This window comes from Scytonema hankhaensis NUACC26 (assembly GCF_045865695.1).
Taxonomy (GTDB): domain Bacteria; phylum Cyanobacteriota; class Cyanobacteriia; order Cyanobacteriales; family Nostocaceae; genus Scytonema.
On the sequence record NZ_BAACAP010000234.1, the window covers coordinates 23,939 to 48,948 of the forward strand.

General features: G+C 41.0%; 19 protein-coding genes and 1 pseudogene. 11 read left to right on the forward strand and 9 right to left on the reverse strand.

Annotation, left to right across the window (positions count from 1 at the left end; translation table 11 throughout):
• Window positions 1–146 precede the first annotated feature (146 nt).
• The 3 genes from ACKTT2_RS36795 to ACKTT2_RS36805 form a co-directional block, all read right to left on the reverse strand.
• Complete coding sequence (locus ACKTT2_RS36795; protein WP_407895924.1) at window positions 147–3,818, reverse strand: two-partner secretion domain-containing protein; 3,672 nt, start codon at window positions 3,816–3,818, stop codon at window positions 147–149.
• A 103-nt stretch (window positions 3,819–3,921) separates the two neighbouring features.
• Window positions 3,922–4,158 (reverse strand): type II toxin-antitoxin system RelE/ParE family toxin, encoded by a 237-nt coding sequence (locus ACKTT2_RS36800; RefSeq protein ID WP_407895925.1) that lies wholly within the window; start codon window positions 4,156–4,158, stop codon window positions 3,922–3,924.
• Window positions 4,155–4,442 (reverse strand): type II toxin-antitoxin system Phd/YefM family antitoxin, encoded by a 288-nt coding sequence (locus tag ACKTT2_RS36805; RefSeq protein WP_407895926.1) that lies wholly within the window; start codon window positions 4,440–4,442, stop codon window positions 4,155–4,157. Before ACKTT2_RS36805 ends, ACKTT2_RS36800 begins: the two co-directional genes overlap by 4 nt.
• 178 nt (window positions 4,443–4,620) lie before the next feature.
• Between ACKTT2_RS36805 and ACKTT2_RS36810 the strand changes: the two genes are divergently transcribed.
• From ACKTT2_RS36810 to argJ, 3 genes are all read left to right on the forward strand, one after another.
• On the forward strand, window positions 4,621–5,382 hold the full coding sequence (locus tag ACKTT2_RS36810; protein ID WP_407895927.1) for an HAD family hydrolase: 762 nt from the start codon (window positions 4,621–4,623) through the stop codon (window positions 5,380–5,382).
• Window positions 5,383–5,519: 137 nt separating this feature from the next.
• Window positions 5,520–5,978, forward strand: coding sequence for a GNAT family N-acetyltransferase (locus ACKTT2_RS36815; protein WP_407895928.1), 459 nt, complete (start codon window positions 5,520–5,522; stop codon window positions 5,976–5,978).
• A gap of 7 nt (window positions 5,979–5,985) precedes the next feature.
• Window positions 5,986–7,149 carry a bifunctional glutamate N-acetyltransferase/amino-acid acetyltransferase ArgJ gene (gene argJ / locus ACKTT2_RS36820; RefSeq protein ID WP_407895929.1) on the forward strand — a complete coding sequence of 388 codons (1,164 nt, stop codon included), beginning with the start codon at window positions 5,986–5,988 and terminating at the stop codon, window positions 7,147–7,149.
• Window positions 7,150–7,341: 192 nt separating this feature from the next.
• Here argJ and ACKTT2_RS36825 read toward each other — a convergent pair.
• Window positions 7,342–7,500, reverse strand: a pseudogene (locus ACKTT2_RS36825) (hypothetical protein); the annotation flags it as partial.
• Window positions 7,501–7,675: 175 nt separating this feature from the next.
• Between ACKTT2_RS36825 and ACKTT2_RS36830 the strand changes: the two are divergent.
• The gene (locus tag ACKTT2_RS36830; protein ID WP_407895931.1) at window positions 7,676–7,798 is read left to right on the forward strand and encodes a hypothetical protein; all 123 of its coding nucleotides are present in this window, start codon (window positions 7,676–7,678) and stop codon (window positions 7,796–7,798) included.
• On the opposite strand, the gene ACKTT2_RS36835 is transcribed toward ACKTT2_RS36830, so the two are convergent.
• Entirely contained in the window at window positions 7,787–9,466 is a 1,680-nt protein-coding gene (locus ACKTT2_RS36835) for a GH3 auxin-responsive promoter family protein (RefSeq protein ID WP_407895932.1), read from the reverse strand. The genes ACKTT2_RS36830 and ACKTT2_RS36835 overlap by 12 nt on opposite strands.
• Before the next feature lie 211 nt (window positions 9,467–9,677).
• Between ACKTT2_RS36835 and ACKTT2_RS36840 the strand changes: the two genes are divergently transcribed.
• Entirely contained in the window at window positions 9,678–10,853 is a 1,176-nt protein-coding gene (locus tag ACKTT2_RS36840) for an MFS transporter (RefSeq protein ID WP_407895933.1), read from the forward strand.
• Window positions 10,854–10,905: 52 nt separating this feature from the next.
• On the opposite strand, the gene ACKTT2_RS36845 is transcribed toward ACKTT2_RS36840, so the two are convergent.
• The gene (locus ACKTT2_RS36845) at window positions 10,906–11,643 is read right to left on the reverse strand and encodes an aspartyl/asparaginyl beta-hydroxylase domain-containing protein (RefSeq protein ID WP_407895934.1); all 738 of its coding nucleotides are present in this window, start codon (window positions 11,641–11,643) and stop codon (window positions 10,906–10,908) included.
• Between the two features lie 449 nt (window positions 11,644–12,092).
• Here ACKTT2_RS36845 and ACKTT2_RS36850 point away from each other — a divergent pair, with 449 nt between their 5' ends.
• From ACKTT2_RS36850 to ACKTT2_RS36860, 3 genes are read left to right on the forward strand one after another with little or no spacing between them, the layout of a single operon-like run.
• Window positions 12,093–12,479: a phosphomannose isomerase type II C-terminal cupin domain gene (locus ACKTT2_RS36850; protein WP_407895935.1), complete on the forward strand. Its 387-nt coding sequence runs from the start codon at window positions 12,093–12,095 to the stop codon at window positions 12,477–12,479.
• 51 nt (window positions 12,480–12,530) lie between these two features.
• Entirely contained in the window at window positions 12,531–12,695 is a 165-nt protein-coding gene (locus ACKTT2_RS36855; protein ID WP_407895936.1) for a hypothetical protein, read from the forward strand.
• An 18-nt stretch (window positions 12,696–12,713) separates the two neighbouring features.
• Entirely contained in the window at window positions 12,714–13,106 is a 393-nt protein-coding gene (locus ACKTT2_RS36860) for a phosphomannose isomerase type II C-terminal cupin domain (RefSeq protein ID WP_407895937.1), read from the forward strand.
• Between the two features lie 78 nt (window positions 13,107–13,184).
• On the opposite strand, the gene ACKTT2_RS36865 is transcribed toward ACKTT2_RS36860, so the two are convergent.
• The 3 genes from ACKTT2_RS36865 to ACKTT2_RS36875 all read right to left on the reverse strand — a co-directional run bounded on the left by ACKTT2_RS36865 (window position 13,185) and on the right by ACKTT2_RS36875 (window position 17,718).
• Window positions 13,185–14,675: a diguanylate cyclase domain-containing protein gene (locus tag ACKTT2_RS36865; RefSeq protein ID WP_407895938.1), complete on the reverse strand. Its 1,491-nt coding sequence runs from the start codon at window positions 14,673–14,675 to the stop codon at window positions 13,185–13,187.
• A gap of 610 nt (window positions 14,676–15,285) precedes the next feature.
• A complete protein-coding gene (locus ACKTT2_RS36870; RefSeq protein ID WP_407895939.1) occupies window positions 15,286–16,134 on the reverse strand; it encodes a GNAT family N-acetyltransferase in 849 nt (282 codons plus the stop codon).
• Window positions 16,135–16,293: 159 nt separating this feature from the next.
• Window positions 16,294–17,718, reverse strand: a complete 1,425-nt coding sequence (locus ACKTT2_RS36875; protein ID WP_407895940.1) for an MFS transporter — start codon at window positions 17,716–17,718, stop codon at window positions 16,294–16,296.
• A 419-nt stretch (window positions 17,719–18,137) separates the two neighbouring features.
• On the opposite strand from ACKTT2_RS36875, the gene ACKTT2_RS36880 reads away from it, so the two are divergent.
• The 3 genes from ACKTT2_RS36880 (at window position 18,138) to ACKTT2_RS36890 (ending at window position 24,992) form a co-directional block, all read left to right on the forward strand.
• Complete coding sequence (locus ACKTT2_RS36880) at window positions 18,138–18,413, forward strand: DUF485 domain-containing protein (RefSeq protein WP_407895941.1); 276 nt, start codon at window positions 18,138–18,140, stop codon at window positions 18,411–18,413.
• 79 nt (window positions 18,414–18,492) lie between these two features.
• Entirely contained in the window at window positions 18,493–20,067 is a 1,575-nt protein-coding gene (locus tag ACKTT2_RS36885) for a sodium:solute symporter family transporter (protein WP_407895942.1), read from the forward strand.
• Window positions 20,068–20,384: 317 nt separating this feature from the next.
• A complete protein-coding gene (locus ACKTT2_RS36890) occupies window positions 20,385–24,992 on the forward strand; it encodes an nSTAND1 domain-containing NTPase (RefSeq protein ID WP_407895943.1) in 4,608 nt (1,535 codons plus the stop codon).
• Window positions 24,993–25,010 lie beyond the last annotated feature (18 nt).

The following is a 25,010-nucleotide window of genomic DNA, read 5'->3' on the forward strand; positions in this document are numbered from 1 at the left end:
TTCAAGTCATGGAAAACGATTAAAGTGAGCGGTGTTGTGCGTAAATGTGAGTAAGACGCGACCGCTCGCACTTCGATTGGAAACGGACTCATAGGCAACATTTTAATTGATGAATATAATGCGATTGCTGCTCTTATACAGTTTTATCAATAACTGTCAAAAGGTGAAATTGAACCAGCAGAGCAAGAAGCAGGGTTAAATAACGGAGTATGAGGGAGCGCAGAAGGTACAATAGCTACTAAAACTACATTCCCTTTAGTATCAACTACCCATCCTTGGGCTTCTACAATTGGAGACGAATTGACAAAATCTACTTTTTGTGTATTTCTCTGTGTTGCGACAGTCGTGTTTCGGATATCTGTAACATTATTCTCTCCCTCCGCCTTCAACGTTACCCAATTTGCCATCACTGCATCACCCATCAACGGTTCTGTAGGGCTAGATGATATTCCTCCACGTCCTGTCACAATCATAGAACTTTTTCTTTGATTTCCATCTCCACAGCTAGTAGCAACTTGCTGAGAAGCATCAACTAAATTTATGGGAAGTTCCACCAATCCGCCACTAGGGTCAACATCAGGTCTATTAATATTTACCTGACCGCTTAAATTAGGGCTTGTCTGAGAAATTGCCGTAATATCATTTGTTTGTAAGAGTTGAGGATCGAGTTTGGTTGGCTCATTCGTTCCCAATATACTCACTAAGTCGGCGCGATCGCGAAGAATCATACCAAAAATAGCAGTAGCGTTGATATTAATTTTTCCACCCAAACCATTGAATGCATTGGCAACTACATCGCTATTTTCCTTTGGAACAGCAACTATGAAACCGTTGTTAGCATTGATAGTTATATTTCCACCATTACCATTTTTACCAGCAATAGCCGATATCTGACCGTTGCGACGCATGAGTAATAATTTTTGCACGTCGATGGTAATATTTCCACCTTGACTAGATGCTGTATTGGCAAATATGCCAGTAGGAGAATTTGCAGCAACCGAAGTCTGATTCAAGCTAGGTGTACTACCTGAAATAATCAGGCGATCGGCTTTGTTGATGTTAATATTACCTGCATCACCATTTCCAGAAGCATTGGTAATTAATTGTCCGCCACTAGTGAGTTCTACAGTCTTTGCCTCAACAGTGATATTACCACCTCTGAATGCATTTCCACTTTCTGCCCTTATATTTGCTGCATCTGATACTAGTAAAGTCCCAGTAGGAACCATAATGCTAATATCACCTGCTTCATCTCTAGCATAAGTTGTGCTGTTAGTTTGTAAAATAGATACGGGAGAAAATGTACGACGATTTGGGGCATTTGGAAAAAGTTGGCGACCTGAGATTTCTACTTTATCTGTAGCATTAATCTCAATCTTACCGGGTTTGCCACCATCAAAAGATTGACTTGTCACTTCTGCACCAGCAGTTATAGAAACAGACCTTCCACTGATTTTAATATCACCAGCATTGCCCACATTAGGATTATTTTTTTTAGCTTCTGCCAAACCTACTTCAGTCGTAATCCGGCTATTTTGTACAGATACCAAACCCTGAGAGCCAATTGTAATATTGGCAGAATTCCCACTAACAAAGCTTTTGGTATTGATGTTGCTATTATTTGCTATGGACACCGATTCTTTACCAAACAGTGATATGTCTCGCGTACCCGTGACTTCACTAAACGTGGCACTAACAATATAAGCATTATCCAACGAGATCGAACCATTGGCTTTGAGTGATATACCTCCTCCACCTTTTCCCCCTCGGCGATTATAGGTGGATATGACTTTATTTTCTATATCTGTACCCAGCCCTATTAAAGATATAGAACCACTGGCTTCCACGGAAATATTTCCACTACGTCCAAAACCAAAATTACCGATACTGTCGTTTCTATAGTTACTTGCATCCAATGCAGGCTTATCCTCTAGTCTAGGATTCCCACCTGGCTGGATATAAGCCGGGTTAGTAATGAAAATATCACCTGCTTTTATATTGATATCACCTGCATCACCTCTACCCAAGGTACGGCTCCGAAGGAATCCATCATTAAGTTCAACTTTATCTACTGCATTAACTTGAATATTGCCAGATTTCCCACCACCTCTTGAGGATACGGTAGATACTTCCGATCCACCAGTTAGAGAAACAGACCGTCCATTGATTTCAATATTACCAGCGTTAGTAACTACAGATGTATTTGTTGGTGGATCTGTATGAGTAAAAATCCTGCTATTTTGTACGATTACAGAACCCTCAGATTTTACTTTAATATCTCCTGCATTTCCACTCAAAAAGCTAGAGGCATTAATCCTGCTCGCATCCGCCAAAGATAGTCCCTCTTTGCCAAATAGCGATATGTCACCTCCTCCCGCAACCTCGCTAAAGGTAGCACTGACAACATAAGCATTTGATAAACTCAGAGAACCGTTGGCTTTGAGCGATATATCTCCTCCGCCTTTTCCTCCACGGCGATTGTAGGTGGATATGACTTTATTTTGTTGATTGTTCTGTAGATCTTTACCTAGTCCTATTAAAGATATGGAACCATTGGTTTCTAAGGAGATATTACCACTGCGCCCGGTTCCATAACCATTGAGTCCAGAGTCATTACTGTAATTACCTGCATCTATTGCTGGTTTGTCATCTAGTGTCGATCTGTTACCAGGATCGGGATAAGCAGGGTTTGCGATCGCAATATCGCCATTCGCTTTAACATTAATGTTACCTGCATCACCACTCCCCAAAGTGCGAGTCTTCAACCTTCCACCCTTCAATTCCACTGAATTCGCATTAACGTTAATGTCACCAGTATTACCATTCGATCTAGTCCCAGCCACATTTTCAACCAGGCTGTCCCCATCCATTTTTAATGCTCCAGTAGCGTTAAGCGAAATATTTCCAGTCTCATTTGCCACTTTTGTCAAACCGGGCTTAATTCCAGCAGAAATCTGGCTTCCTCCAGAAATATCTAAATTACGAGTGGTAATTGCTATACTCCCAACACCTTTATCCATCACATTAACAGAAGCTCGATTGGTGAGAGATACATCTGCTCTTTCTACTTCTGAGGGAACGCTTAAGAATAAGTTGCTACCATCAAGATTCAGCCCTACCGTTCCCGATCCATTAACTCCAGCCAACTCAATCCGACCATCTGCAGCCTGCAACAAACCGCCATCTACACTGACCTTACCACCCACCAGTGCCAAAGTTTTACCCGGTTGCACCTGTAGACCAACAGCTCGAGCGCTTCCATCCTTTGACTGGGATTGATTGACAATGCTTCCCGCATTACCTCCAAATTGCAGACCAATAGGAACACTAATTGTTAACAAAGAAGTTGTTTGAGGTGCAGCCGCGCTAAACTTTGTACCATCTGCAAAATTCAGACTTGTCGCCGTACTTGCAAAGAACGAGCCGCCGATATTCAGCGCTGCGTTTTTGCCAAAAATAATTCCATTTGGGTTGAGCAAAAATAAGTTAGCTGAACCATTAGTACGAATTAATCCATCAATGTTAGAGATTGACTGACCTGTAACTCGACTGATAATATTTTGAACATTTACAGAGTTATTAAAGAAAGCAGTGCTACCCGTAGGAACAGAAAACTCTTGAAAACTATGAAACAGGTTACCATTAGCTGGCGTGCCTCCTTCAATAATTCTGGTGGCACCATCTAATCTAACGGTAGAATTATTGGGCAGAGTAGTATCTGGAGAGATTTGGGCAATGGCATAATTGGTAGAGAAAAAAAATGTACTGCTTATCGGTATACCTAGTAACAAAACCCAACGGTTACTCATCAGAGACATTGCGCTCTCCCAGTGCTGCATAAAAGTTCTATATACAGTATTAATACATACGTCCGTGGAGAGGCTCAGTGACTATAACTTATTTCTTAACTGAGTGCATCAGCTAGTCTGACTTCAGCACTTCTAAATTGCTAATAATTTTATCGTTTCGGATATCCTCTAACCACTCGTCATACAATAAGGCACATCGAGCAGGGAAAGTACTGAGAGTTGCAATAGCTTTATTTATTTCACTCACCCAGGCTTTTGCCTTCTCTGGAGAATCATTCTGCCGAATCCATTTTGCTGCTGTTTTGATATCAGCTTTTGCTACAGGAAGAATAATGACTCGATATTTCATTTCTCATCCAGCGATTGCATAATCTCTCTAAATACCTCGTCAACAGGCTCCCCTTTTCCTTCCTTCATTTCTTGCAGTGCTACTTTGATCGCTTCAATTGTCTCAAGCCTTTCGACAAGCTCAAGCAACTTTTGATAAGATTCTACATCTTGCACTACAAGCTCGGCTTTTCCGTTAACCGTTAAAACTACTGGCTTACCTGTTTTCCTCAACTGATCCATGAACTCAGCGGTATTTCGCTTGAAGTTTGAGAGAGAATTAATACCCCTGCTGATGTCTAACACATTACCTCCTAAGCAATCACTCTTTTGAGTATACACTAAATTTAGTGCAAATTTAGCGTACACCTATCAATAGATATATTATCGGAGGTTTTGAGTCAGGACGTTACCTTCGACTAGACTTTGATTTGTATCTCCCCTACGTATGTTTCCAATTTTAAACTTTACTAAATACTAGTAGATGACGGACAATAAGCAGTACTTATACACTTCTCATCCTTTGGGTAAGGAGATCGACATAGATAAATATATGATTAAAGCCGTACTTTTTGACCTAGACGATACACTCGTAAATCATGATGCAGCAATTAGAGATACAGCAAGTGTGTTGTTCGATAAAGTCATACCTAATAGTAAACATGAGTTCAATGTATTCCAAGAACAATGGATATTTTTGAATCGAGAATGGTACAAAAAGTTCTTTGCCAAACAAGTCACATTTCAGGAATCAAGCAGAGGGAAACTGCGAGAGGCATTCTCGAAATACGGTTGTCAATTCTCAGACAGGGATGCAGATACCTTATTATTAGAGTATTGGGAAGACTATGTAGGTAAATGTCAACTGTTTAATGATGTCGCTGAGTGTTTTGCACAATTACAGAAATACAAGATCGGAGTGGTAACAAACGGTCAATCGGCGCAGCAGGTTGAAAAACTTAGACGATGCGGTATTTTATCAGTTGTAGATGTGGTTGTTACTTCAGAAATGGCAGGATTTGCGAAGCCTGCACCCCAGATTTTCCAATATGCTTGTGCCGAACTCGGAGCACAACAAACACTTTGTGTTTATGTCGGAGATAGTATTGAACTAGATGCGATCGCCGCCAGAGATGCCGGATTAATAGGAGTTTGGCTTAACCGTTTTCAAAGGGATTTGCAGGTATCTCCTCGGATTGTAAAACAAATCAATCGCCTCACTCAACTACTAGAGGTAGTTTTGTAGAAGCTCCTTCTGCAAAGGTGTTATTTGAAGTATTATCGCCGATCGCAGCAATGGGGAATAGCGCACTGAACTTATTAGATGTATCAAATTCAGTACTAGCTCAAGCAAGAACAGATGTCATTCATTAGCAAGTTATTATGGAACAAATACAAAAACCCTATCAAGTCAATATTAGACCTGGTGAAATTAAAGATGCCGAGCGAATGACTATTCTTTGTAAAGAACTTGGGTATCCTGTCACGCTTCAAGAAATTCAGCAACGTCTCGCCTCAATTCAACGAAATAAGACTCATGCTATTTATGTAGCGACCCTAGCAGATGACTATGTTGTTGCTTGGGCGCACGCTCACATTTGCGACACAATAATTAGCCCTACACAGGCGATACTCTTCGGATTAATTGTAGATGAAAGTTATCGTCATTGTGGAATTGGGAGTCTGTTAATGCAACACATTGAGCATTGGGCGCTTCTAAATAACTGTCAAGGAGTTCTTTTTCGCTCTAATATTAAACGCAAAGAAGCTCACTCTTTTTATGAGAGAATTGGTTATACCAATATAAAACAGTCCCTCACGTTTCAAAAAGTATTAACTTAGGAAAAATATGCAATTAACGGCATCTTCCATACCTCAAGGATTTAGTACATTTGTGACCAACCTAGGAATACGAGATACTAGTGAGGATTTCTTATTTATCAAATCGGACGTTGAAAGTGTTGCTGATGGAGTTTTTACTCAAAGTCTTTTTGCTGGTCCAAGCGTAACAATTAGTCGCGAACACTTAAAGGATTCAAAAGCACAAGGAATTATTGTTATCTCCAAAAATGCCAATGTTGCTAATGGTGTTGTTGGCAAAACGGATGCAGAAGAAGTGATACAACTTGTTTCTGCTGAAACTGGAGTTCCTGCAAATAATATCTTGATTGCTTCTACAGGTGTTATTGGTAGACGTTACCCAATGGAAAAAATCCGAGCAGGTTTATCAGGTATAGGAAAAAAATTAGTTCCTGCTGATTTTCATTTAGCTTCTCGTGCTATTATGACTACCGATAACACACCTAAGTTGGCAACACGGCAAGTCGGGAATGCAAAGCTAGTAGGAATTGCCAAAGGTGTCGGTATGATTGAGCCTAATATGGCAACGTTGCTGACTTTCTTTTTTACAGATGCTGCTCTTTCTCCAGATGTGTTACGTTCTATTTTTCGACCTATTATAGATAAAACTTTTAATTGTCTGAGTATAGACACTGATACTTCTACTAGCGATACTGCTGTCATTCTTGCTAATGGTTTGGCTGGAGAAGTTCAGGAACATGAATTTTCTCGTGCATTATATGAAATTGCTCATGAGTTAACCTTAATGATAGCGCGAGATGGAGAAGGTGCTACTAAGGTAATTGAAGTGACGGTAGATTCAGCTAGCAGTTATTCACAAGCTAGACGAGTTGCCAAAGCAATTGTGAATTCACCCTTGGTGAAAACTGCAGTGTATGGAGCAGATCCAAATTGGGGAAGAGTGGCTATGGCTATGGGGAAATGTGAAAGCGATCGCGAAATCAATCAGGATAATGTTGTTATTAGGTTTGATAATATTCAAGTTTATCCTAATAGTTCCAATGATGAAAATCTCGAACAGTTGCGACAAATTATGTCAAAGGACAAAGTGAATATCCATGTAAGCCTGAATATTGGAGAAGCTTCTGCAACTGTCTGGGGTTGCGACCTATCGGAAGGTTATGTAGACACTAATTCTAAGTACTCAACTTAGTTAGTGGTGAGTGGTTAGTTGTGATTTTAATCGCATTATTACCCCCCATTATCCCCCCGATGTATTGGGGGGAAACAAGAAAAATTCGGTTCCCTCCCCTTTCACGCGTGGAGGGTTAGGGTGGGGTAAAAAATATTTGATACATCAATCATGACTTTTAAAACATCCTCTCAATCCAAAATAGTATTGCTATTGTGTTACATGAAATTCGGTTGTCTTCTTATTGATTGCAGAAAGCAGTCCGCCTTGACGATAGCGGAAGACGATTAGGGGTGTTTGTTCGTAAAACCCAAGTACTTCCATAACATCACCAATATCGTAACGGTAGAAACCACTATAATTAACTAATAATGAAGTGGCTACCGCCATCGCTTTGTGTGCCAAAGAGTAAATTACATACACAAGCATAAATGTACAACTCGTTAACTCCCTTGTGGAAGTGGTGCTAAACCTCTCTCCCGAAGACCAGAAACTTTTTCAATCCAGACTCAATGCCAGATAGGTAGAGGCAGCAACTAACAAAAATTTGACACCAACAGAAAAAGCCGAGCAATTTCGTCAATGGGTGGCTCAATTCCCCAAAAGTAGTGTAAGCCTGTTTGCCGAAGCTTGCCAGCGTGAAAATATTGATGACGAGCTAATCTTCTGACAATCTCACCTCATATTGAACTGGTAACCCAGCAAGAAAAGCCCGGTTTTCACTAATATGAGGTACTTTCAATTGTCCCTCTGGAATTCCATTTTGCAGTTGACGTTGGCGGAGTGTAGTAAAGCTACCTGGGGCTAAAATTCGGAGTCGCGGAGGCGGTACTCGATCCCGGCGATTGGCTTCGTAGGAAATATGAATTTCCTTTAGCTTGCTGTCAAAGCTGGATAGAAAGGCTTGGGGATCGCTAAGTGTATAATCGGGGGTAAGTTCAATGTTGATTAAATAGTAAGATGGGAAATCATTTTCAGCCAAGGTGATACAAAAATCTTCTAAGGATACGCTGAAATCTCGTTGCAAAGCTTGCATCACTTGTGTTACATGAAATTCAGTTGTCTTCTCATTAATTGCTGAAAGCAGTCCACCTTGACGGTAGCGGAAGACAATTAGGGGTGTCTGTTCGTAAAACCCAAGAACTTCTACAACATCACCAATGTCGTAACGGTAGAAACCACTATAATTGGTTACTAAGATGCGATATCGCTCTCCAGTTTTTACCTCATTAGCTAGTAGGGTTTTAGGATGCTCTGCTTCCCACTGGTCTTCTGGTACAAACTCAAAAAAGCCAGTCTCAATTGCTAAGATGCTGCTATCTTCATTTACATCGTGGTAAATACCGAAAATGGCTTCTGAGGTGGAATAACCCGCACCAAATTGCGGTGTATCTCCAAAATAAGTGGGAAATCGTTCAAAATAAAAGTCCGACGTTCCTCCACGCGCAGCAATAATAAACGATAAATTGGGCCAAGCGAGTTTGGGGACTATTCGTCCTTGCGATCTCCAGATTTCTCTTAATTGTGCGGCTCGCTTGGGATTTGCAAACCATCCTTTTTCTAATTTTACTCGCAATTCAGGAGCGATTTTTAACCAACTTGCGATCGCTCCAGTCTCTATATCTCTAATTAACTCTTCAGCGTAACGTTCCAGATAACTACAATTTTGCAATATAAGCATGGGAAAGCTTTCCGCCATCCCCCGCATGGAGTCTTCTCGCAAGGCGAACAGCAAACAAACATAATGACGAGCTAAGCTATCAGCGATTTCTAGGGTTTCATAAGGGTTAGCAAATAGCTGCTGGCAGATAAACTTACTCATACGAAGGTTAACTTCACCAGCTGTACCATACTCAATACCGCCCGTAGTACGTCCTTGCAGCTGTACTGACTTGGTTACCATTAATTTACCAAACTCTAACCCTCTTGCTGACAGCGCCTCACATAAAAAGCCAGTGCTCGTCCAATAAGCCTTTTCTAAAGATTTCTTTGTTTTCCGAGTGACCGGAACTAGTTTCTTTTTTCCAGTCGATCCGCTGCTTTGAATGAGGTGAGCGATGGGTTCGGCTGTGAGAATGTTTGCTTCACCTTTTGCTATACGTGTAGTGTAAGGTTCATAGCTGCTGTAAGGTAGAACTGGAACCTGCTCTCGAAAGCGATCGATAGTTTTAATGTCTCTAAGTCCATATTCCCGACCTAGTTCAGTATTTTGATGTGCTAACAGCAGATTGCGTAAAAAATTCTCTTGCACAGCACTAATTTGACGAGTTTTTCTCACAAAATTGGCTTTCGACTGTCTAGCTATAGCGCCTAAAACTGAAAAAAAGAAATTTTCCATTGAGGTTTCGTAAACGTCCGAGCTTTCTGTGGAAGAAGTACAGTCGTAAATGTACCCTGTTTTTAGTACACCTTAACAGAGGCATCTCCTACTCCCTACTCCCCACTCCCTATTTCTAATAAAGTTGAACAGAACGGGAGCTATTTTGGTCTTTTATATGTCTATTTCTACATCCTGGTATGTTAACTGGTAACTAAGTAACTCGGCATAGATGACCAACATTTCCTTTTCCAAACAGGCTCCCACATTATTGGTACTATTGGCGGCGGGCTGTCTAACTAGCATGACAGGTGGTATTATAGCACCTGTGTTTCCTGAGATTGTAGAACAATTACGGATCGATCCGGGTTGGGCTGGAACTCTTGTCAGTATCCACACTTTGATGACTGCCCTCTCTAGTCCAGTGTTGGGTGTTTTAGCAGATCGTATTGGTAAAGTAAAAGTCTTGATTTTCTCACTGGTTTGCTACGGTTTGTTTGGCGCGGCTGGTGGGTTAATGCAAAGCTTTGACTCTCTGCTATTGATGCGTGCTCTATTAGGCGTGAGTAATGGTGGCATTGCGGCGGCTAGTATAGGTCTGCTGGGAGGGATGTATGAAGGAGAGTCGCGATCGCGAGTTATGGGTTACGCTACTAGTGCGCTAGCAACTGCCAGTATAATATTTCCTCTTTTAGGGGGATGGGTAGGGTCTGCTCACTGGCGATTTGCTTTCTGTCTTTACGTTTTGGCGCTCCCTGTAGCGCTAGCAGCAACCTTGGTTCTACGAAAAAGAAAATTTCAACAGGCAACAACTCTTGACTTAAAAAACACCCAAAATCTCAGTACAAGTCTGTTAAAACCTAGTGTCCTCATGCTCTTTCTAGGACTAGCACTTGCCTCAGCGATGTTCTATGTCGTAATTGTTTACGCTCCTCTTTATTTCAAAGCTGCTATTGGAGCTGATACGGTAATCAACGGTGCGATTCTCGCGTCAAGAGCCATTGGTGCAGCGATCGCATCCGTAGTAGCTGCTAGTCTGCTAGCCAAAAGATTCGGGGTCACCCCAGCCATCGGTATGGGCTTTGGATTGATGGCGCTTACATTAATCACAATTCCCCATCTAGAACACGTTCAATTAGCTTTGTTCGCTGCACTTTTATTTGGAATGGGATTTGGCATCGTCATGCCCAACCTTTACAGCATATTATCTGACTTATCCCCTGTAAATCAGCGTTCTGGTATATTGGCGATCGGCACTGGAATTTCTTCACTCGGACAATTTCTATCTCCCGTTTTTCTCGGACCCATATGGAAAAGCAGTGGTGAAGTCGTGTTTTATGTAGCAGGTGCTGTAGGAATCGTCATTTGTTGTCTCAGTCTCTTAAAATCAGTGACCAGTAACCAGTGACCAGTAATCAGTGACCAGTGACCAGTGACCACTAACCACTAACCACTAACAACTAACCACGCTCCTGTAAAACTTTTTCAAATCGGTTTTCCCAAGTTTTGTGATTGGATTTAGCTTCTTGAACTAAAGGTGACAAAGACAATATCTGATTCACAAGCCAATTGACTACAGAGAGGGGAAACCTTAGCGGTCTGGCAATGTCTAGAAATAATACCGCACGGTATCCCTCTGTATCATTCCAAACTTCATGGGGAAATGTATCATCGAAAAACAGACTCTTTCCTTCTTCCCAGTATGCTATTCGATCGCCTATGCGAATTCGACAGGCAGCTCGTGGTTCGGGTACTATCAATCCTAAATGATATCGAATCAACCCCTTATGCTTTCCTCTATGTTCGGGGATGTGCTTGCCAGGAGCTAGAATCGAAAAAAATGCTGCTTTCAAACCTGGAATTTGCTGCAATAGTTTCCAGGTTTCGGGACACCGTTCGCAATTCTTTTTTGCTGTAAAGCCAAAGGCATAAAAATAATAAGTCTTCCAGCCATCGTCTGGACTAATACGTTGTTGGCGAGGCATAATATCTTGAAAGTTTGGCAACGCATGAGTGTGCTGGAGAACCTGCTCTAACTCCTTGCGAATAACTAACCAATTTGTTTCTAGTTCACTAGCCCAAGGAAACTGCTCATTATCAAAAAAAAGAGAATCTCCAACCTTAGAATATTTAGACACTAAACTCTCTAGTTTTTTTACAACAGGAGTTTTAATAACTTCGCTCACCAAGTCTTTCATTGATTACTGCTCACTGTTAACATATAAACCAATTTAACTAACTACTCCAATTTTGTATAATTTCTGCAAATTCTGCATAACCTGTAGATTGAGGATGAGCACCATCATTAGCTTTATTCAGTTAATTTTTTTGGCTTGAAGCTACGAGCGCTAATGAGTTATCGTTGTAGAGCTAAGAAACTGATTTATCCATTGGCTGTAAATATCGGCAGCACAGTTGGGTATTTCCACAATCGTACCAACACTGCAAGTTAAACCAGATACACTGATAGCTTGTGCGGATAAAGCTTTGTATAATCCTAAACAACAAGGGCGCGATCGGCTCTGTACAGCTTGAGTACAAATTGTTGAACAAAAATGAGAGATTAGTTACAAATGTTTGAGTGGGATCGCTTTTTTCTATAATTAGATGAAAAAATAGTCATAGCAGTCTAGTTGAGAAACTAGTTATGACTCGGCATGAGAATATTGCTCAATCGAAAGCCAATTCGTGTTCCTTACAATGCAGTACAAGACACTGGGGCAAAGTTGAAGTCCTTGAGAAAGGCAACAACTATCGGATTAACCGGATAGAAATCAAACCCAAACACAGTATCAAACAACAAATTCACTATCATAGATGCGAACATTGGGTTGTTGTTTCAGGAACTGCAAAGGTTACCTGTGGTAACCAAGAGTTATTACTAAACCGGAATGAGTCCACGTTTGTGCCTTCTGCAACGTTTCACAGAGTAGAAAATCCAGGGTTTATTCCGCTAATTATCTTGGAGATTCAAAATGGGGAGTATTTAGGCGAAGATGACACGGGACGCGCTGTGGATTTAACGGCAGTTTAATTGCTACTGGTAGTCTGTCGCATTCACTATAGCGCTTCTCACTTGAATCCAATGCAGTTTTTGTGGTACTATGCATCTTGCCCGCCTAGAACGGGCGAGACGCCCGTACCACAACACTATTATCTGCGTAAGAGAACAACTGTAATGTTGTTACAGTTTTTGATACACAAGCCTCCGATCGCACAGACTCCCTACAAAATAGCGATCGTTATCTAGTAGAGAGACTTAACAATTATGACTCAAGCTGAAAATAGTGCTCAGCTAAACGCGAATCCTACCTCCTCCCATGCTGGTACGAGGTATTGGGGAAAGGTTGAGGTCATAGAAGAAGGAGAATATTATCGAATTAGCCGTGTAGAAATTAAACCTAAGCACAGTATTAAACCACAAATTCATTACCATCGTAGCGAACATTGGGTTGTTGTTTCGGGTACTGCAAAGGTTACTTGTAACGACCGAGAAATATTACTAAACTGCAATGAGTCAACTTTTGTACCACCTGCAACGCTTCACAAGGTGGAAAACCCTGGATTTATTCCACTGATTATTCTGGAAATTCAGAATGGAGAGTACTTGGGTGAAGATGATACCGAACGCCCCATGGATTTGGCTTTAGTTGAATCTTGAGCAGGTAGTTAATTTGCGTAGAAGCAAAAGTGCTTAGGAGCGGGTAAGGTTTGAGGGTCGCCCCTCGCCCCTCAAACCTTACCCGCTCTGATTCATTACTCGATCGCGCCCTTGTTTTTTGGCTTGATAAAGTGCTTTATCGGCTAATGTGACTAACTCTTCAGGTAAAGTCTCTGATGTTGGAATCAAACTACTGACTCCCAAACTTAATGTTACATAGCCCTCACACTGGGATTGGGGTAATGGTAATTTAAGTTTTTGAATTTCTGCTCGTATGAGTTCTGCTACTTGTATTGCTCCTGTTGAGTTAGTATTCGGAAGGAGAATTGCAAATTCGTCTCCACCATAACGAGAAACTAAGTCAGCAGAGCGTTTTACACAATTACTAATCGCACTAGCAACTTTTTGCAAACAATAATCTCCGGCTAGATGACCGAGTGCGTCGTTATAGCCTTTAAAATTATCAATATCGCATAGAATTAACGACAAAGGTAACTGCTCTCTTTGTAGCCTCCGCCATTCTTTTTGTAAAGCTTGGTCTAATTTGCGGCGATTAGCTACATGAGTTAACCCATCTAAATGAGCAAGGCGTTCTAGTTCTTTATTGGCTTGTTCTAATTGCTGATAAAGCTGTGATTGTTGGATTGCGATCGCTAATTGATCGGCGATTACTTTAACAAGTTGCAAATCGGATTCCGTCCAAGGACATGATTGATGTCTCACAATACAGAGGCTTCCCCAAACCTTTTCGTTTAAATAAATAGGGATAGGCAAACAAACTTTTGAATACTGTTCGAGCCAATTTAGACTATCAGTTGATTGCTTCACTCGATCTAAACAAAAATTTTGTAACTGTTCGAGTTGTTCAGCTAAAAAATTATTTGTAGGAAAAATTTCTTGTTTTTGTAAACTTAGAAATGATGTTCCAGGCAAATACTGTTCTACGAGTTGCCATGTTTCTTCGTTGGATGAATACTGCATAATTCCAACCCACATAGCCTCGACTAAATTACCGATACCCGTCACAGTTGTAGAAAAGATAGCCTCTAAATCTAAAGAATTGCGAATGGCTTGAATCATACGGTTTAGAGTTTGCTCGCGTTGATATTGCGATCGCAATGCTGCTTCTGTTTGTTGGCGTTGTAAAATCTCTCTTTCAAGTTGTTGTTTTTGAGAAATAATCATTATTTGATTATTCACTCGTGCCAAAATTTCCTGAATTTGAAAAGGTTTAGTCACATAATCTGCTGCCCCAATCTGAAATGCTTTAGCTTTATCTAAGCCTTCACTTAAAGCGCTTAGAAAGATAATTGGAATGTCTCTAGTTTGCGGGTCTAGTTTCAACTTTTGACAAACTTCATATCCACTCATATCTGGCATAAGAATATCCAGTAAAATTAAATCTGGTGGAGAAATTAAAGCTACCTCCAGCGCTACTTGACCGCTTGTTACAGGTCTAATTTTATAACCATTTTTTCCTAAAATTTTAAAGAGTAAACCTAAATTACTTGGTGTATCATCTACTACTAAAATTTCTGCTCTTAAAGTGTTTTTCTTTGTATAACTCATTGGTTAATATGACAAAAGTATAAAAACAAGTCATTCATATAGAACTCCTATTTGATTTATGAAATATAAGTAGTAGGGTGGGCAATGCCCAACGCCACTCCTCTCAACGCGCACAAAGACGCGCACTCCAGGTGGCTCCCCTACAGTACTTAGATTTTTTCACCAATCAGGTAGGATTCCTATATTTATACTTTTGCTTTAGAAAAATTAAAATAACCATAGTATTTCTGATGAAAAAATAATCGAGCAATTAAATCTACGTTATTGTACTTAATTTCTTGAATCTTATACTTGTCGTTGTGTTATTAATTTTATCTGAAAGAATACTGAATTCACTAATAAAGAGTTACAAGGTTTATTCCGGATAGTTATGGAATTTTATATTAAACAAGTAAAATTTTTACTAACGGAAGATAGTATCAAGGAGTGAGGATAAAGGATGGAATTTTGAGAAGTCCCTAAATTTACTTAGGAAAAAAAGAAAGAGAAGCCGTTAATTTTTCAAATACATGACTGCTCAGTCCCTTCTTCCTTTAATAAAAAGCAAAAAAAATTAAGTATTATTACAAGCTTATCTTGCATCACTTATTGTGTAAAAGTGAACTTTTGGTTAAGCAAAACGATAATTTTGCGTTTCCCCCATCAGTTCATAGCCCATCGCTTCATACATCCGGGTGCTGAAAGCATTATTTTTATCCGCATACAAAAAGCAGTAACGCTGACCGTCATTTAGCAATCTTTGAGTCAGAGCTGCCGTGCAGGTTTTTCCATAGCCTTTCTGGCGATGTTCTTTTGGAGTGAAGACAATGGAGACTCGAAATCCATTGGCAGTTTGTCCAATTGTGCATCCCATGGAAACGGGTTCGCCATCTTGCCAGAGAAACACATGACCGCCATCGATTTGACGAGTTGCCCAAGCCTGACAATCGTTTGGAAGTCTGCCCAAGGCTTCTTCGGAAAAGGCAGCATACCATTGGCTAACGAGAGAGACATCTGTTTCGGTAGCTTGTCGTAACTGACCTGGTGCCCAGGTGAAGGGGCGAAGCTGTTCTAAGCGGTAGGCACATAGAGTTGTTTCAGGCGTATGAGGTTGTCCGGCGATTTGTGTCCAGATTTGGGCGAAGCGTTGAGCGATCTCTGGTGGAGCATTTACCATCGACAAAGTGCTATGCCGCTTCAAATGTTCCGCCAGTAAATCGACTCCGCTCAGATGAGTCAGCATTGAAATGAAAATGGATTTGCCTGAAGGATTTATTGCTACAGCGACGACTTCTTGATTGGACTCTAAGGTGAGCAGATCGAGGGATTGCTTTAACGGTTCTGGTGGTGTATAAGCGAGTGCATAACAGTGGGATAGGATGGCGTGATGCAACGCTTCGTTACGCAGTAGGAAATCGCGCACCCGTCGATCAAAACTATAAGCATTCTTATGCTGAATGAGTTCTACGCGATCGCTCACCTTGTTTTTCTCACAAATCAGTGGGTCAAATAGCACTCTTTGATTATTGAACTGTAGGTAGGGCTAAAGCCCACCCTACAGTACTACCCTCTTGCTAACGGGCGAGACGCCCGTTTCACAAGAAATTCTTGGAGATTTTTTTCTTTGGAAGTCCCTAAGCTAAATTTCGACTTCTGAAACTAAAGTAGTCTGAGACTTGGCAGGTAAAACATTTCGCATAATGTCAACAATTGACCGACTTCGTGGTTCTCGAACAAAAAGCAAAGGCAGTAGGGCAATTAATCGCAAAACAGCCGAAAGAGCAAACAGTCCGGGTAAACCCCCAATAATATTTAGCCCAGCTACAAAGCCACCAAATGCTGAACCTAGACCTCCACAAACTCCAGCAACAGCAGCCGCAATGGCAAAATACTGAGAAGGACGATCGAGTGGTGCTACTGACATTTGAATATTACTGCTGCATAACTCAATGGCTGCTATGGAACCACCAGTTACTAAATGGATTGTTGGTAACAAGACCCATAGAGAAACGGAATCGACACCAACAAACAGCCAAAATATTGGTGTTACTGCCATCAAAATTCCAACTAACAGTAAAAGCGGACGGTTTCCTATTCTGTCAGCTAACTTACCCCACAACACAAGCAGGACTAAGTTAGCACCTGCTGCTAAACTGGTATAAAGCGTGACTGTATTTAGATCCAACGCTAAATCTCTCATCATATAAAGATTAAAGAATGGTGCGCTCAAATTGAGTGCAAACGTCCACAGACCTAAGTACAATAGTAATTTGATAAAGTTAACGTCTTTGAAAATACTTGTCTTTTGAGGTTGACTGTCTTTATTCTCTTGCGGATTGGGTAAAGTTTCAGCATGAGTCACTTGTGGATTCACATCTTGCATCCAAAACTGACATATCAAACTTACTATCCCAAGAATGATTCCACCCAACAGCATCACTCCAAAACCTTGAATTGTACCACCAGGCCAAGCGGATATGCCAAAGCCTAGCAACGGTAGACACAATAAGTTTGTTAGGCTTGCGGTACTATTGCGAAAACCAAAATATCTTCCTCGCAACTGTTTAGGAACTAAAGCTGCCATCCAGCTGAACCAAGCTGAAGAACCTAAAGCACTTAATACATTAGCAATAAAGATGATACTTAATGTTAGCGTAACTAGTTGATGGTTCTTGGAAGACCCCATCCACGCAATACCTAATAATAAAATGAACCATAACAGCCTTGATGGAGCAAAAATGGCTAGCACGTACCAATGACGGCTCTTAGTACGATCTGCAATGAATGCTCCTAGTGGTTGTAAAAAGTTAACCAGCATGGGAATTGACGATAGCAACCCGATTTCTACTGGTGTTGCACCTAGTTCTAGAAGAAAGTTCACCAGCAAGACACCACTTGTAATGTTGGAGAAGATAGCAGCTAAGATGCCATCTATCGTGGATGCTGTCAGGCTAGTTCTTATGCCTTGTTTAGAAATTTTTGCGATCGCATTCTTTTTTTGTACTGGTGTTAAGCTAGGAAGAGGTTCCAGCGCTTCTAAAGTAGCAGAAGATAAATTGTTCACTAAAATTAAGTTAATAAGCTACAAAATTAGGTGAGTAAAGACTGACCATACCAGTGCTAGAGCTTCTACACTGAAGCTTAGCGCGACCGTCCCCGCTTATGTAACGGTCAGCAGTATGATACATTTTTCAATCTATCGAAACATTAACTTAAAGTAAAATTCTTCCAAAGGATGAAATACCATTGTAGATTGTTTATTTTTGTTAAGCTTCTTTGAGGAAGGTTGATGGGATGGCAGTAGTTTTTATCTGAGAAAAGCACAGGGCACAGGGCAGAAGGGAGGAATAAGTATTGAAGGAGAGATGTGGCTGGAGTCACGGAACTGACAAAAATGTTAGCGCTAAGAAACTTTAAAAGTTTTTTGCGATTTAGGAATTCAGTGAGACAATCAAACCTAATTCTTTTCAACTCAAGTAAGACATGGACGAGCGCACAAAAGCTATTCAAGCCCTCACTGCTCAACGCTGGCGCGTATCGCTGATCCTAAGTGGAGCCATGATGTTAATCTACTTTGGCTTCATTCTGCTGATTGCTTTCAATAAACCGTTATTGGGTTCATCGATCGTTCCAGGACTCAGTCTTGGTATTTTGTTGGGAGCACTGGTGATTGTCTCAGCATGGATATTAATTTTTCTTTACGTGCGCTGGGCAAACAATAATTACGATGACAAAATTGCAAGACTGACACGTAAATAAAGGCTAGTGGTTTGTCAAACAACCAATAACTCACAATTGTTTAATTCTTAAATCCAAAATTACAAATCCAACATCAATTATGAATAGTTTGTGGTGTCACCTGCCACTGGCTGAAGTGGATCTTAAAAACCTCGGTCACTTCAACCCACTGGCAATATTTTTTTTCTTAGTGTTTGTCGCTAGTTCTCTTGTTATTACTTACTGGGCTGCAAAGCGTACCAACAGCACATCTCACTTCTACACTGCTGGTGGTAATGTCAGCGGTTTCCAAAATGGGCTGGCTTTAGCAGGAGACTTCATGAGCGCCGCTAGCTTTTTGGGGATTGCTGGACTCGTCGCACTCAATGGCTTTGATGGTCTTATTTATTCTATCGGCTTTTTGGTGGGTTGGCCGATCCTTATGTTCTTAGTCGCAGAACCTCTGCGTAATTTAGGCAAGTACACCTTTGCTGATGTGGTGGCTTATCGTTTGCGACAAGCACCAGTGCGAATAGCTGCTGCGATTGGTTCATTAGCAACGATCAGCTTCTACTTAATTGCCCAAATGGTAGGTGCTGGCGAACTTGTGAAGCTGCTATTTGGGTTTGACTATGAATTAGCTGTTGTCATCGTCGGTTGCGTGATGATGGCTTACGTGATTTTCGGTGGGATGATAGCCACAACTTGGGTACAAATTATTAAGGCTATTCTATTGCTGGGTGGAACTATTTTACTCGCCATTTTGGTATTATCAAAATTTGGCTTTAACCCATTGGTACTTTTTAGCAGTGCAGCTGCTAAATATGGAGCAGGTGTGTTGGCTCCTGGTAAACAAGTTTCCGATCCCTTCGATGCGATCTCTTTGGGAATGTCGTTGATGTTTGGGACAGCAGGATTACCCCACATCCTGATGCGGTTCTACACAGTACCCGATGCTAAGTCAGCGCGAATTTCTGTAACATATGCTACAGCTTTTATTGGTGTTTTTTACCTTCTCACCTTTATTCTTGGCTTTGGAGCGATGGTGCTAGTCGGTCAAGATGCAATCAAGCAAATTGGGACTGGTGGTAACATGGCAGCACCAATGCTAGCTGACTTCTTGGGTGGTGATGCCTTTTTAGGCTTTATTGCTGCTGTTTCCTTCGCGACGATTTTGGCGGTTGTTGCGGGGTTAACTCTTTCGGGTGCAGCGGCATTGTCTCACGATTTGTGGGTGAATGTGGTAAAATCTGGCCATGCTAGCGAGACGGAACAGCTGAAGGTGGCTCGTTTTGCAACTATGATGTTGGGAGCATTAGCGATATTGTTAGGTATCTTGTTTAAGGGGCAAAACGTTGCTTATATGGTGGGTTTAGCATTTGCGATCGCTGCCAGTGGAAACTTCCCCGCGTTGCTTTTATCAATGCTTTGGCGACGCTTCACTACCAATGGTGCAGTAGCCAGTATGTTGGTGGGTACTCTCTCCTCTTTGGTGCTGATTTATTTCTCACCCACAATTCAGGTGACTATCCTCAAGCATGCTTCTGCACCCTTCCCATTGAAAAATCCAGGGTTAATCAGCATTCCTCTGGCATTTTTGGTAGGTATTGTCGTTTCACTTTTAACTAGCGAACAACAAGCACAGGAAAAATTTGCAGAAGTTGAAAACCGCATTCATATTGGTTTTGACAATTAAGGTTAGGCGTTCCTGTTAATATCTCTTTCACTTCAAGACTGTTACAACAATTGAAGGGGAAAGCCCACGAGACTAGGACTCTACGCCGTGCTACGAGTCTTAGTAATCCTTGAGGCGTGGGATGAACCCAAATCAAATAGGATTGCTATATAAACACAAATTTATTATGATTACAATTCGCGCAAATACGCCAAGACGCTATATTTGCGTAATTTTCATGTGACGGAATGATATTTATGCATAAGCTGATTTTGCCTAACGCTATTTAAATACGTAGGTGAATAAATAGCTTAAGCAGTTCTAGATAACTTCCGATTATGTCCAAGCACGAGTTTCAGCGTAATTTTGCCGTCATTATTGGGATTAATGATTATTCAAATGGCATCCCACCTTTAGAAACGGCGGTTCCTGATGCTCGCAAACTCGCTGAGATTCTAGAAGATTACAAATATAGCGTGCGGCTTCTTCTAAACCAAGAAGCTTCTCTGGAAGGACTAAACCAACTACTTGCTGCTTTTCACGCACAGAAAATTCCTCTTGCTCAAGAAACGATCGCACTCAATGAAAATGATAGGATTGTATTTTACTTTGCCGGACACGGGCTTGCTTTAGATGCATTAGAAAATGAAGAAGGTCCGGCTGGCTATCTCGTACCTGCTGAAGCTCGACCCGGTAATATCAATACTTACCTGCAGATGCAGAAACTACATGATGCTCTGCTTGCGCTACCTTGCAAACATTTGTTGGTTATCCTTGATTGCTGCTTTGCAGGCGCATTCCGTTGGTCAAGTCACAAAAGAAATGTCGTGCGTTTGCCAGTTGTCTACCAAGAACGTTACGATCGCTTCATCCAAGACCGAGCTTGGCAAGTCATAGCATCTGCGGCTGACGATGAGAAGGCTTTGGATTTTGTTGCATCTCGTGGAACTGTAGAACATCACTCTCCTTTTGCTACAGCACTGTTTCAAGCATTACGCGGTGATGCCGATATTTTTTTACCAGTTCAAGATGGCACACCAACTGGGGATGGAGTCATTACAGCAACAGAACTCTACGTTTATCTGGGGGCGAAATTGGCGACAATGACTCAAAAACTCCACAGTCGCCAAACTCCTGGTTTATATCACTTAGCAAAACATGACAACGGGGAATACATTTTTCTAGTTCCCGGTCACAAATTGAACTTACCATCTGCTCCTCAATTGAATCTTGAGAATAACCCTTATCGAGGTCTAGAATCCTTTGATGAGGCTCATAGCGATTTGTTTTTTGGCAGAAAGCAATTAACACAAGAGTTGAGTCAAGTGGTTTGCGATCGCCAACTGACGGTAGTCTTAGGAGCTTCAGGAACAGGTAAATCCAGCCTTGTGAAAGCCGGATTATTGCCCTACTTGCGTAAATCTACTACAGATCAGTGGCATATTATTGACCCAATTCGTCCCGGTATCTCTCCAATAACTGCGCTTTCTCTTGTTCAAAAGCAACTCTCAACCCCGAAAGAGAAAAAACTGCCACTGCTTGATGTTGTAACTACTTGGTGCAATGCCAATCCTCAAAGCAAACTACTGCTTGCAATCGACCAATTTGAAGAATTAGTGACCATGTGTCAAAACGATAAGGAGCGATCGCAATTTTTCAAAGAACTGGAACAAGCACTGACTCAACCGCAATTCCATATTGTCATCACATTACGCTTGGACTTTGAACCACAATTTTTAACGTCTGCTTTTCCCAGTCGTTGGAGGAATGCCCGATTTATGATACCCCCAATGACTCAAAACGAGCTTCGAGAAGTCATTGAAAAACCAGCAGCAGAACAAGTGCTTTATTTTGAACCACCACAATTGGTAGAGCAATTAATTAATGAAGTGGTTCAGATGCCTGGAGCACTCCCACTACTTTCTTTTACTCTGAGCGAACTTTATTTGAAATATTTAAACCGTCGAGGCGATAACCGCGCTCTCACAGAACAAGATTATAACGATTTGGGAGGAGTTGCTGGCTCTCTTACCCGTAGAGCTACCCAAGAATATGAAAAGTTAGTAAAAATGGATTCAGCTTACGACTACACTATTCGTAAAGTTATGTTGCGAATGGTGACTGTAGATGGCGGTGCGATGGCTCGCCGACGAGTCCCTTTGCGCGAATTTGAGTATCCCAATGCAGAAGATAACGAGCGAGTTGAAGAAATTATTCAACGCTTTACCGATGCTCGATTGATTGTGAGTGGAAAAGAAGTTAATGGGGAACCTTACGTAGAACCAGCTCATGATGCTTTAGTGTTGGGATGGAATCTTTTACAAAAGTGGAAAGACGATAAGCATCAAAATGAGAGTGTAGTGCTACGCCAACGTCTAACGCTTGCAGCTAATGATTGGTATAACAACGATCGCAAATCGGACTATCTCTGGAGTCACGATCCCCGCATTGCCGTGTTAGAAAAAGTCTTAGAATATCCTCCTCAGAAGAACTGGTTGAATCAACTAGAAACAGAATTTGTAAAAAGTAGCATTCACAAAAGACAAGATGAACTTGAAGAAGCCAGAGAGCGTTGGCGAATCTCACAAGAACGACAGCAAATTGCTCAGGCTCGCCTATTAGCAACTCAAGCCCAATTGATACAAAGAGAGGATATTAGTTTATTACAATTGAGTACTTTGCTAGCTGTTGAATCTATGAAACGGTTCAACAAGCTGGAAATGAGATATCTTTTAGCAGATCAAACCCTACGTCAAGGGTTAGCTTTGCTTCCACGCTCCATCGCTCGTATTAATAAACAGAACCAGCAGAATTATACTTGTTCAAATTCATTAGCTTTTTGTTCTGATGGCAAACATATAGCGATCGCTAATGATGCCATAAGACTGTTAGAAATAAAAAGCGGTCAAGAAGTGGCTAGTCTGGAGTATGAAAAAAATGTAACTGTTGCTACCTTAAGTCCAGATGGTAACTATGCTGCTACTTACTGTGCTGCTACTTGCGCTCAGAAGGGAGTCGTCAAAGTTTGGCAGTTAAAAAACCAACAATTAATTGCAGAAATAGTTCGTGCCGAACCCGTACAGTATATTATTTTCAGCCCCAATAGCCAATATATACTTATTGTGAGCGGAGGTTTTAGAGGTGTATGGCAATTGACCGATTCTTCAGATGTCATACCTGTAGCATTACCATTGTTAAAATTGCCAGATTTTTCTAGCGCTCAAGAGCCAATTTCTTTCAGTCCCGATGGCAAATATCTAGCTGAATTTGTTGAAGATAGCCCTGGTTCCGGAGAAGGTAGAAGACAAGTTTGGAAACTTTCTAGTAGGCGGCGAGTTATCAACGAAACAGTAAATTTATCTTCACCTTCTAGCTCTGAAGTCAATTTAGCTGTTTCCGAAAATATCGACGATATAGCATTTAGTTCAGATGGTCAATTTTTTGCGGCAACAGTGACTCTAACTACTATAAAAGTATGGAAAATTCCTAGTGGTAGAGAAGTTATGACTATGGAGCATAATGCATGGATTAATACGATTGCAGTGAGCTTTAATGGTCAGTATATAGCGGTTGGAGACAGAAAAGGAGAAGCAATTGTTTGGGAGGTTCCTCACGGTTATCAAGTGGCATATATCAAAGATAACCCGACAACTTGGTTGGGTCGTGTTATTTTTAGTCCCGATGGAAATCATTTAGCTACTGTTGGTAAGGGATTTAATAAAATTGCCAGAGTTTATCACGTGTTTCGCGGTCAAGAAGTTGCCCGCTTGCTTCATGAAAATTATGTTGTCAATATTGCCTTTAGTCGAGATGGTAAGTATATAGCAACTCAGGAAGATTCCAATCCAGAAAAAGGGTATAGCGATACTGTACGCCTATGGCAAATCGTTGATAACTTTGATGGTAAAATTGCGATTGAGCTTGACCTTGAGAACTTTATAAATAGCATCACTACAAGTTCTCGCGGTAAGTATTTGGGGATGACTTGCAGTCAAGCTAGTGGGTTACAAGTTTATGATATGGAGCATTATCAGAAGGTAAGATTTATTCATCATGAAGGAGCACATTATGCTGCCTTTAGTACAGATGAAAAATTGGTAGCTACTGTTGGTGAAGATCGAACGGTAAAACTTTGGGAGTTAGCCAGCGGTGAGGAATTGCTAGCAATCGAACATAATGCACCCGTTATTGCGATCGCCTTTAGTCAAGATGCAAAGTTTTTAACTACATTGGTTCACCTGACAACTATATATAGAGACAACATTGAAGTTTTAATTTGTGATGTTATTGTGTGGGACATTACAACTTATCAACAAGTTGACAAATTAGAAAATATAAAGTTCATCAGCATGAGTCCTGATGGAAATTATTTAGTGATTCTTCCGGAAAATGCAAACTTTTTGGATAAAAATTTATTAATTATAAAAGTTGTAGGAAGAAAAGAAGTGACACGGATAACGCTAGATAATGAGGGATTAAGTGAATTTATCCTAAGTACAGATGGAAAGTACTTGGCTGGTTTTGGCGGATTTTATGGCTCGGATACATCCGTAGATAGTGATGGATTCATCCAAGTGTGGGACTTGTCCGGTGAAGAAGTTTTACCCGTTATAAAACTCGGTAGATCGGTAACAAAAGTAGTTTTCAGCCCAGGGAGTCGTTTCTTAGCAGCAGCTGTTGGTGGTGATACTGTAAGAATATGGGATTTAATAAGTAAGCAAGAAGTGTCACGTATTGAAGTATATGGCGGTATAAATCATATTATTTTTAGCTGGGACAGCGAACATTTAGTGACTGTTAATTGTTTAAACAAAGTTCAAATCTGGAATTTACAGCCAGAAATTTTAATTGAAGAGGCTTGCAGTCGATTGACTTGCAATCTAACTTTAGAAGAGTGGAATTTGTATTTAGGCGAACCTTATCAAAAAACTTGCCCTAATGTCTAGGAAATGGGGATTGGGGAT

Coding starts and splice junctions, on each gene's coding strand:
- ACKTT2_RS36880 (WP_407895941.1), top strand. CDS start 18,138: ATGGACGAGCGCACAAAAGCTATTCAAGCCCTCACTGCTCAACGCTGG.
- ACKTT2_RS36855 (WP_407895936.1), top strand. CDS start 12,531: ATGCAGTTTTTGTGGTACTATGCATCTTGCCCGCCTAGAACGGGCGAG.
- ACKTT2_RS36845 (WP_407895934.1), bottom strand. CDS start 11,643: ATGAAAGACTTGGTGAGCGAAGTTATTAAAACTCCTGTTGTAAAAAAA.
- ACKTT2_RS36890 (WP_407895943.1), top strand. CDS start 20,385: ATGTCCAAGCACGAGTTTCAGCGTAATTTTGCCGTCATTATTGGGATT.
- ACKTT2_RS36800 (WP_407895925.1), bottom strand. CDS start 4,158: ATGAAATATCGAGTCATTATTCTTCCTGTAGCAAAAGCTGATATCAAA.
- ACKTT2_RS36850 (WP_407895935.1), top strand. CDS start 12,093: ATGACTCGGCATGAGAATATTGCTCAATCGAAAGCCAATTCGTGTTCC.
- ACKTT2_RS36795 (WP_407895924.1), bottom strand. CDS start 3,818: ATGTCTCTGATGAGTAACCGTTGGGTTTTGTTACTAGGTATACCGATA.
- ACKTT2_RS36840 (WP_407895933.1), top strand. CDS start 9,678: ATGACCAACATTTCCTTTTCCAAACAGGCTCCCACATTATTGGTACTA.
- argJ (WP_407895929.1), top strand. CDS start 5,986: ATGCAATTAACGGCATCTTCCATACCTCAAGGATTTAGTACATTTGTG.
- ACKTT2_RS36860 (WP_407895937.1), top strand. CDS start 12,714: ATGACTCAAGCTGAAAATAGTGCTCAGCTAAACGCGAATCCTACCTCC.
- ACKTT2_RS36815 (WP_407895928.1), top strand. CDS start 5,520: ATGGAACAAATACAAAAACCCTATCAAGTCAATATTAGACCTGGTGAA.
- ACKTT2_RS36885 (WP_407895942.1), top strand. CDS start 18,493: ATGAATAGTTTGTGGTGTCACCTGCCACTGGCTGAAGTGGATCTTAAA.
- ACKTT2_RS36865 (WP_407895938.1), bottom strand. CDS start 14,675: ATGAGTTATACAAAGAAAAACACTTTAAGAGCAGAAATTTTAGTAGTA.
- ACKTT2_RS36835 (WP_407895932.1), bottom strand. CDS start 9,466: ATGGAAAATTTCTTTTTTTCAGTTTTAGGCGCTATAGCTAGACAGTCG.
- ACKTT2_RS36810 (WP_407895927.1), top strand. CDS start 4,621: ATGACGGACAATAAGCAGTACTTATACACTTCTCATCCTTTGGGTAAG.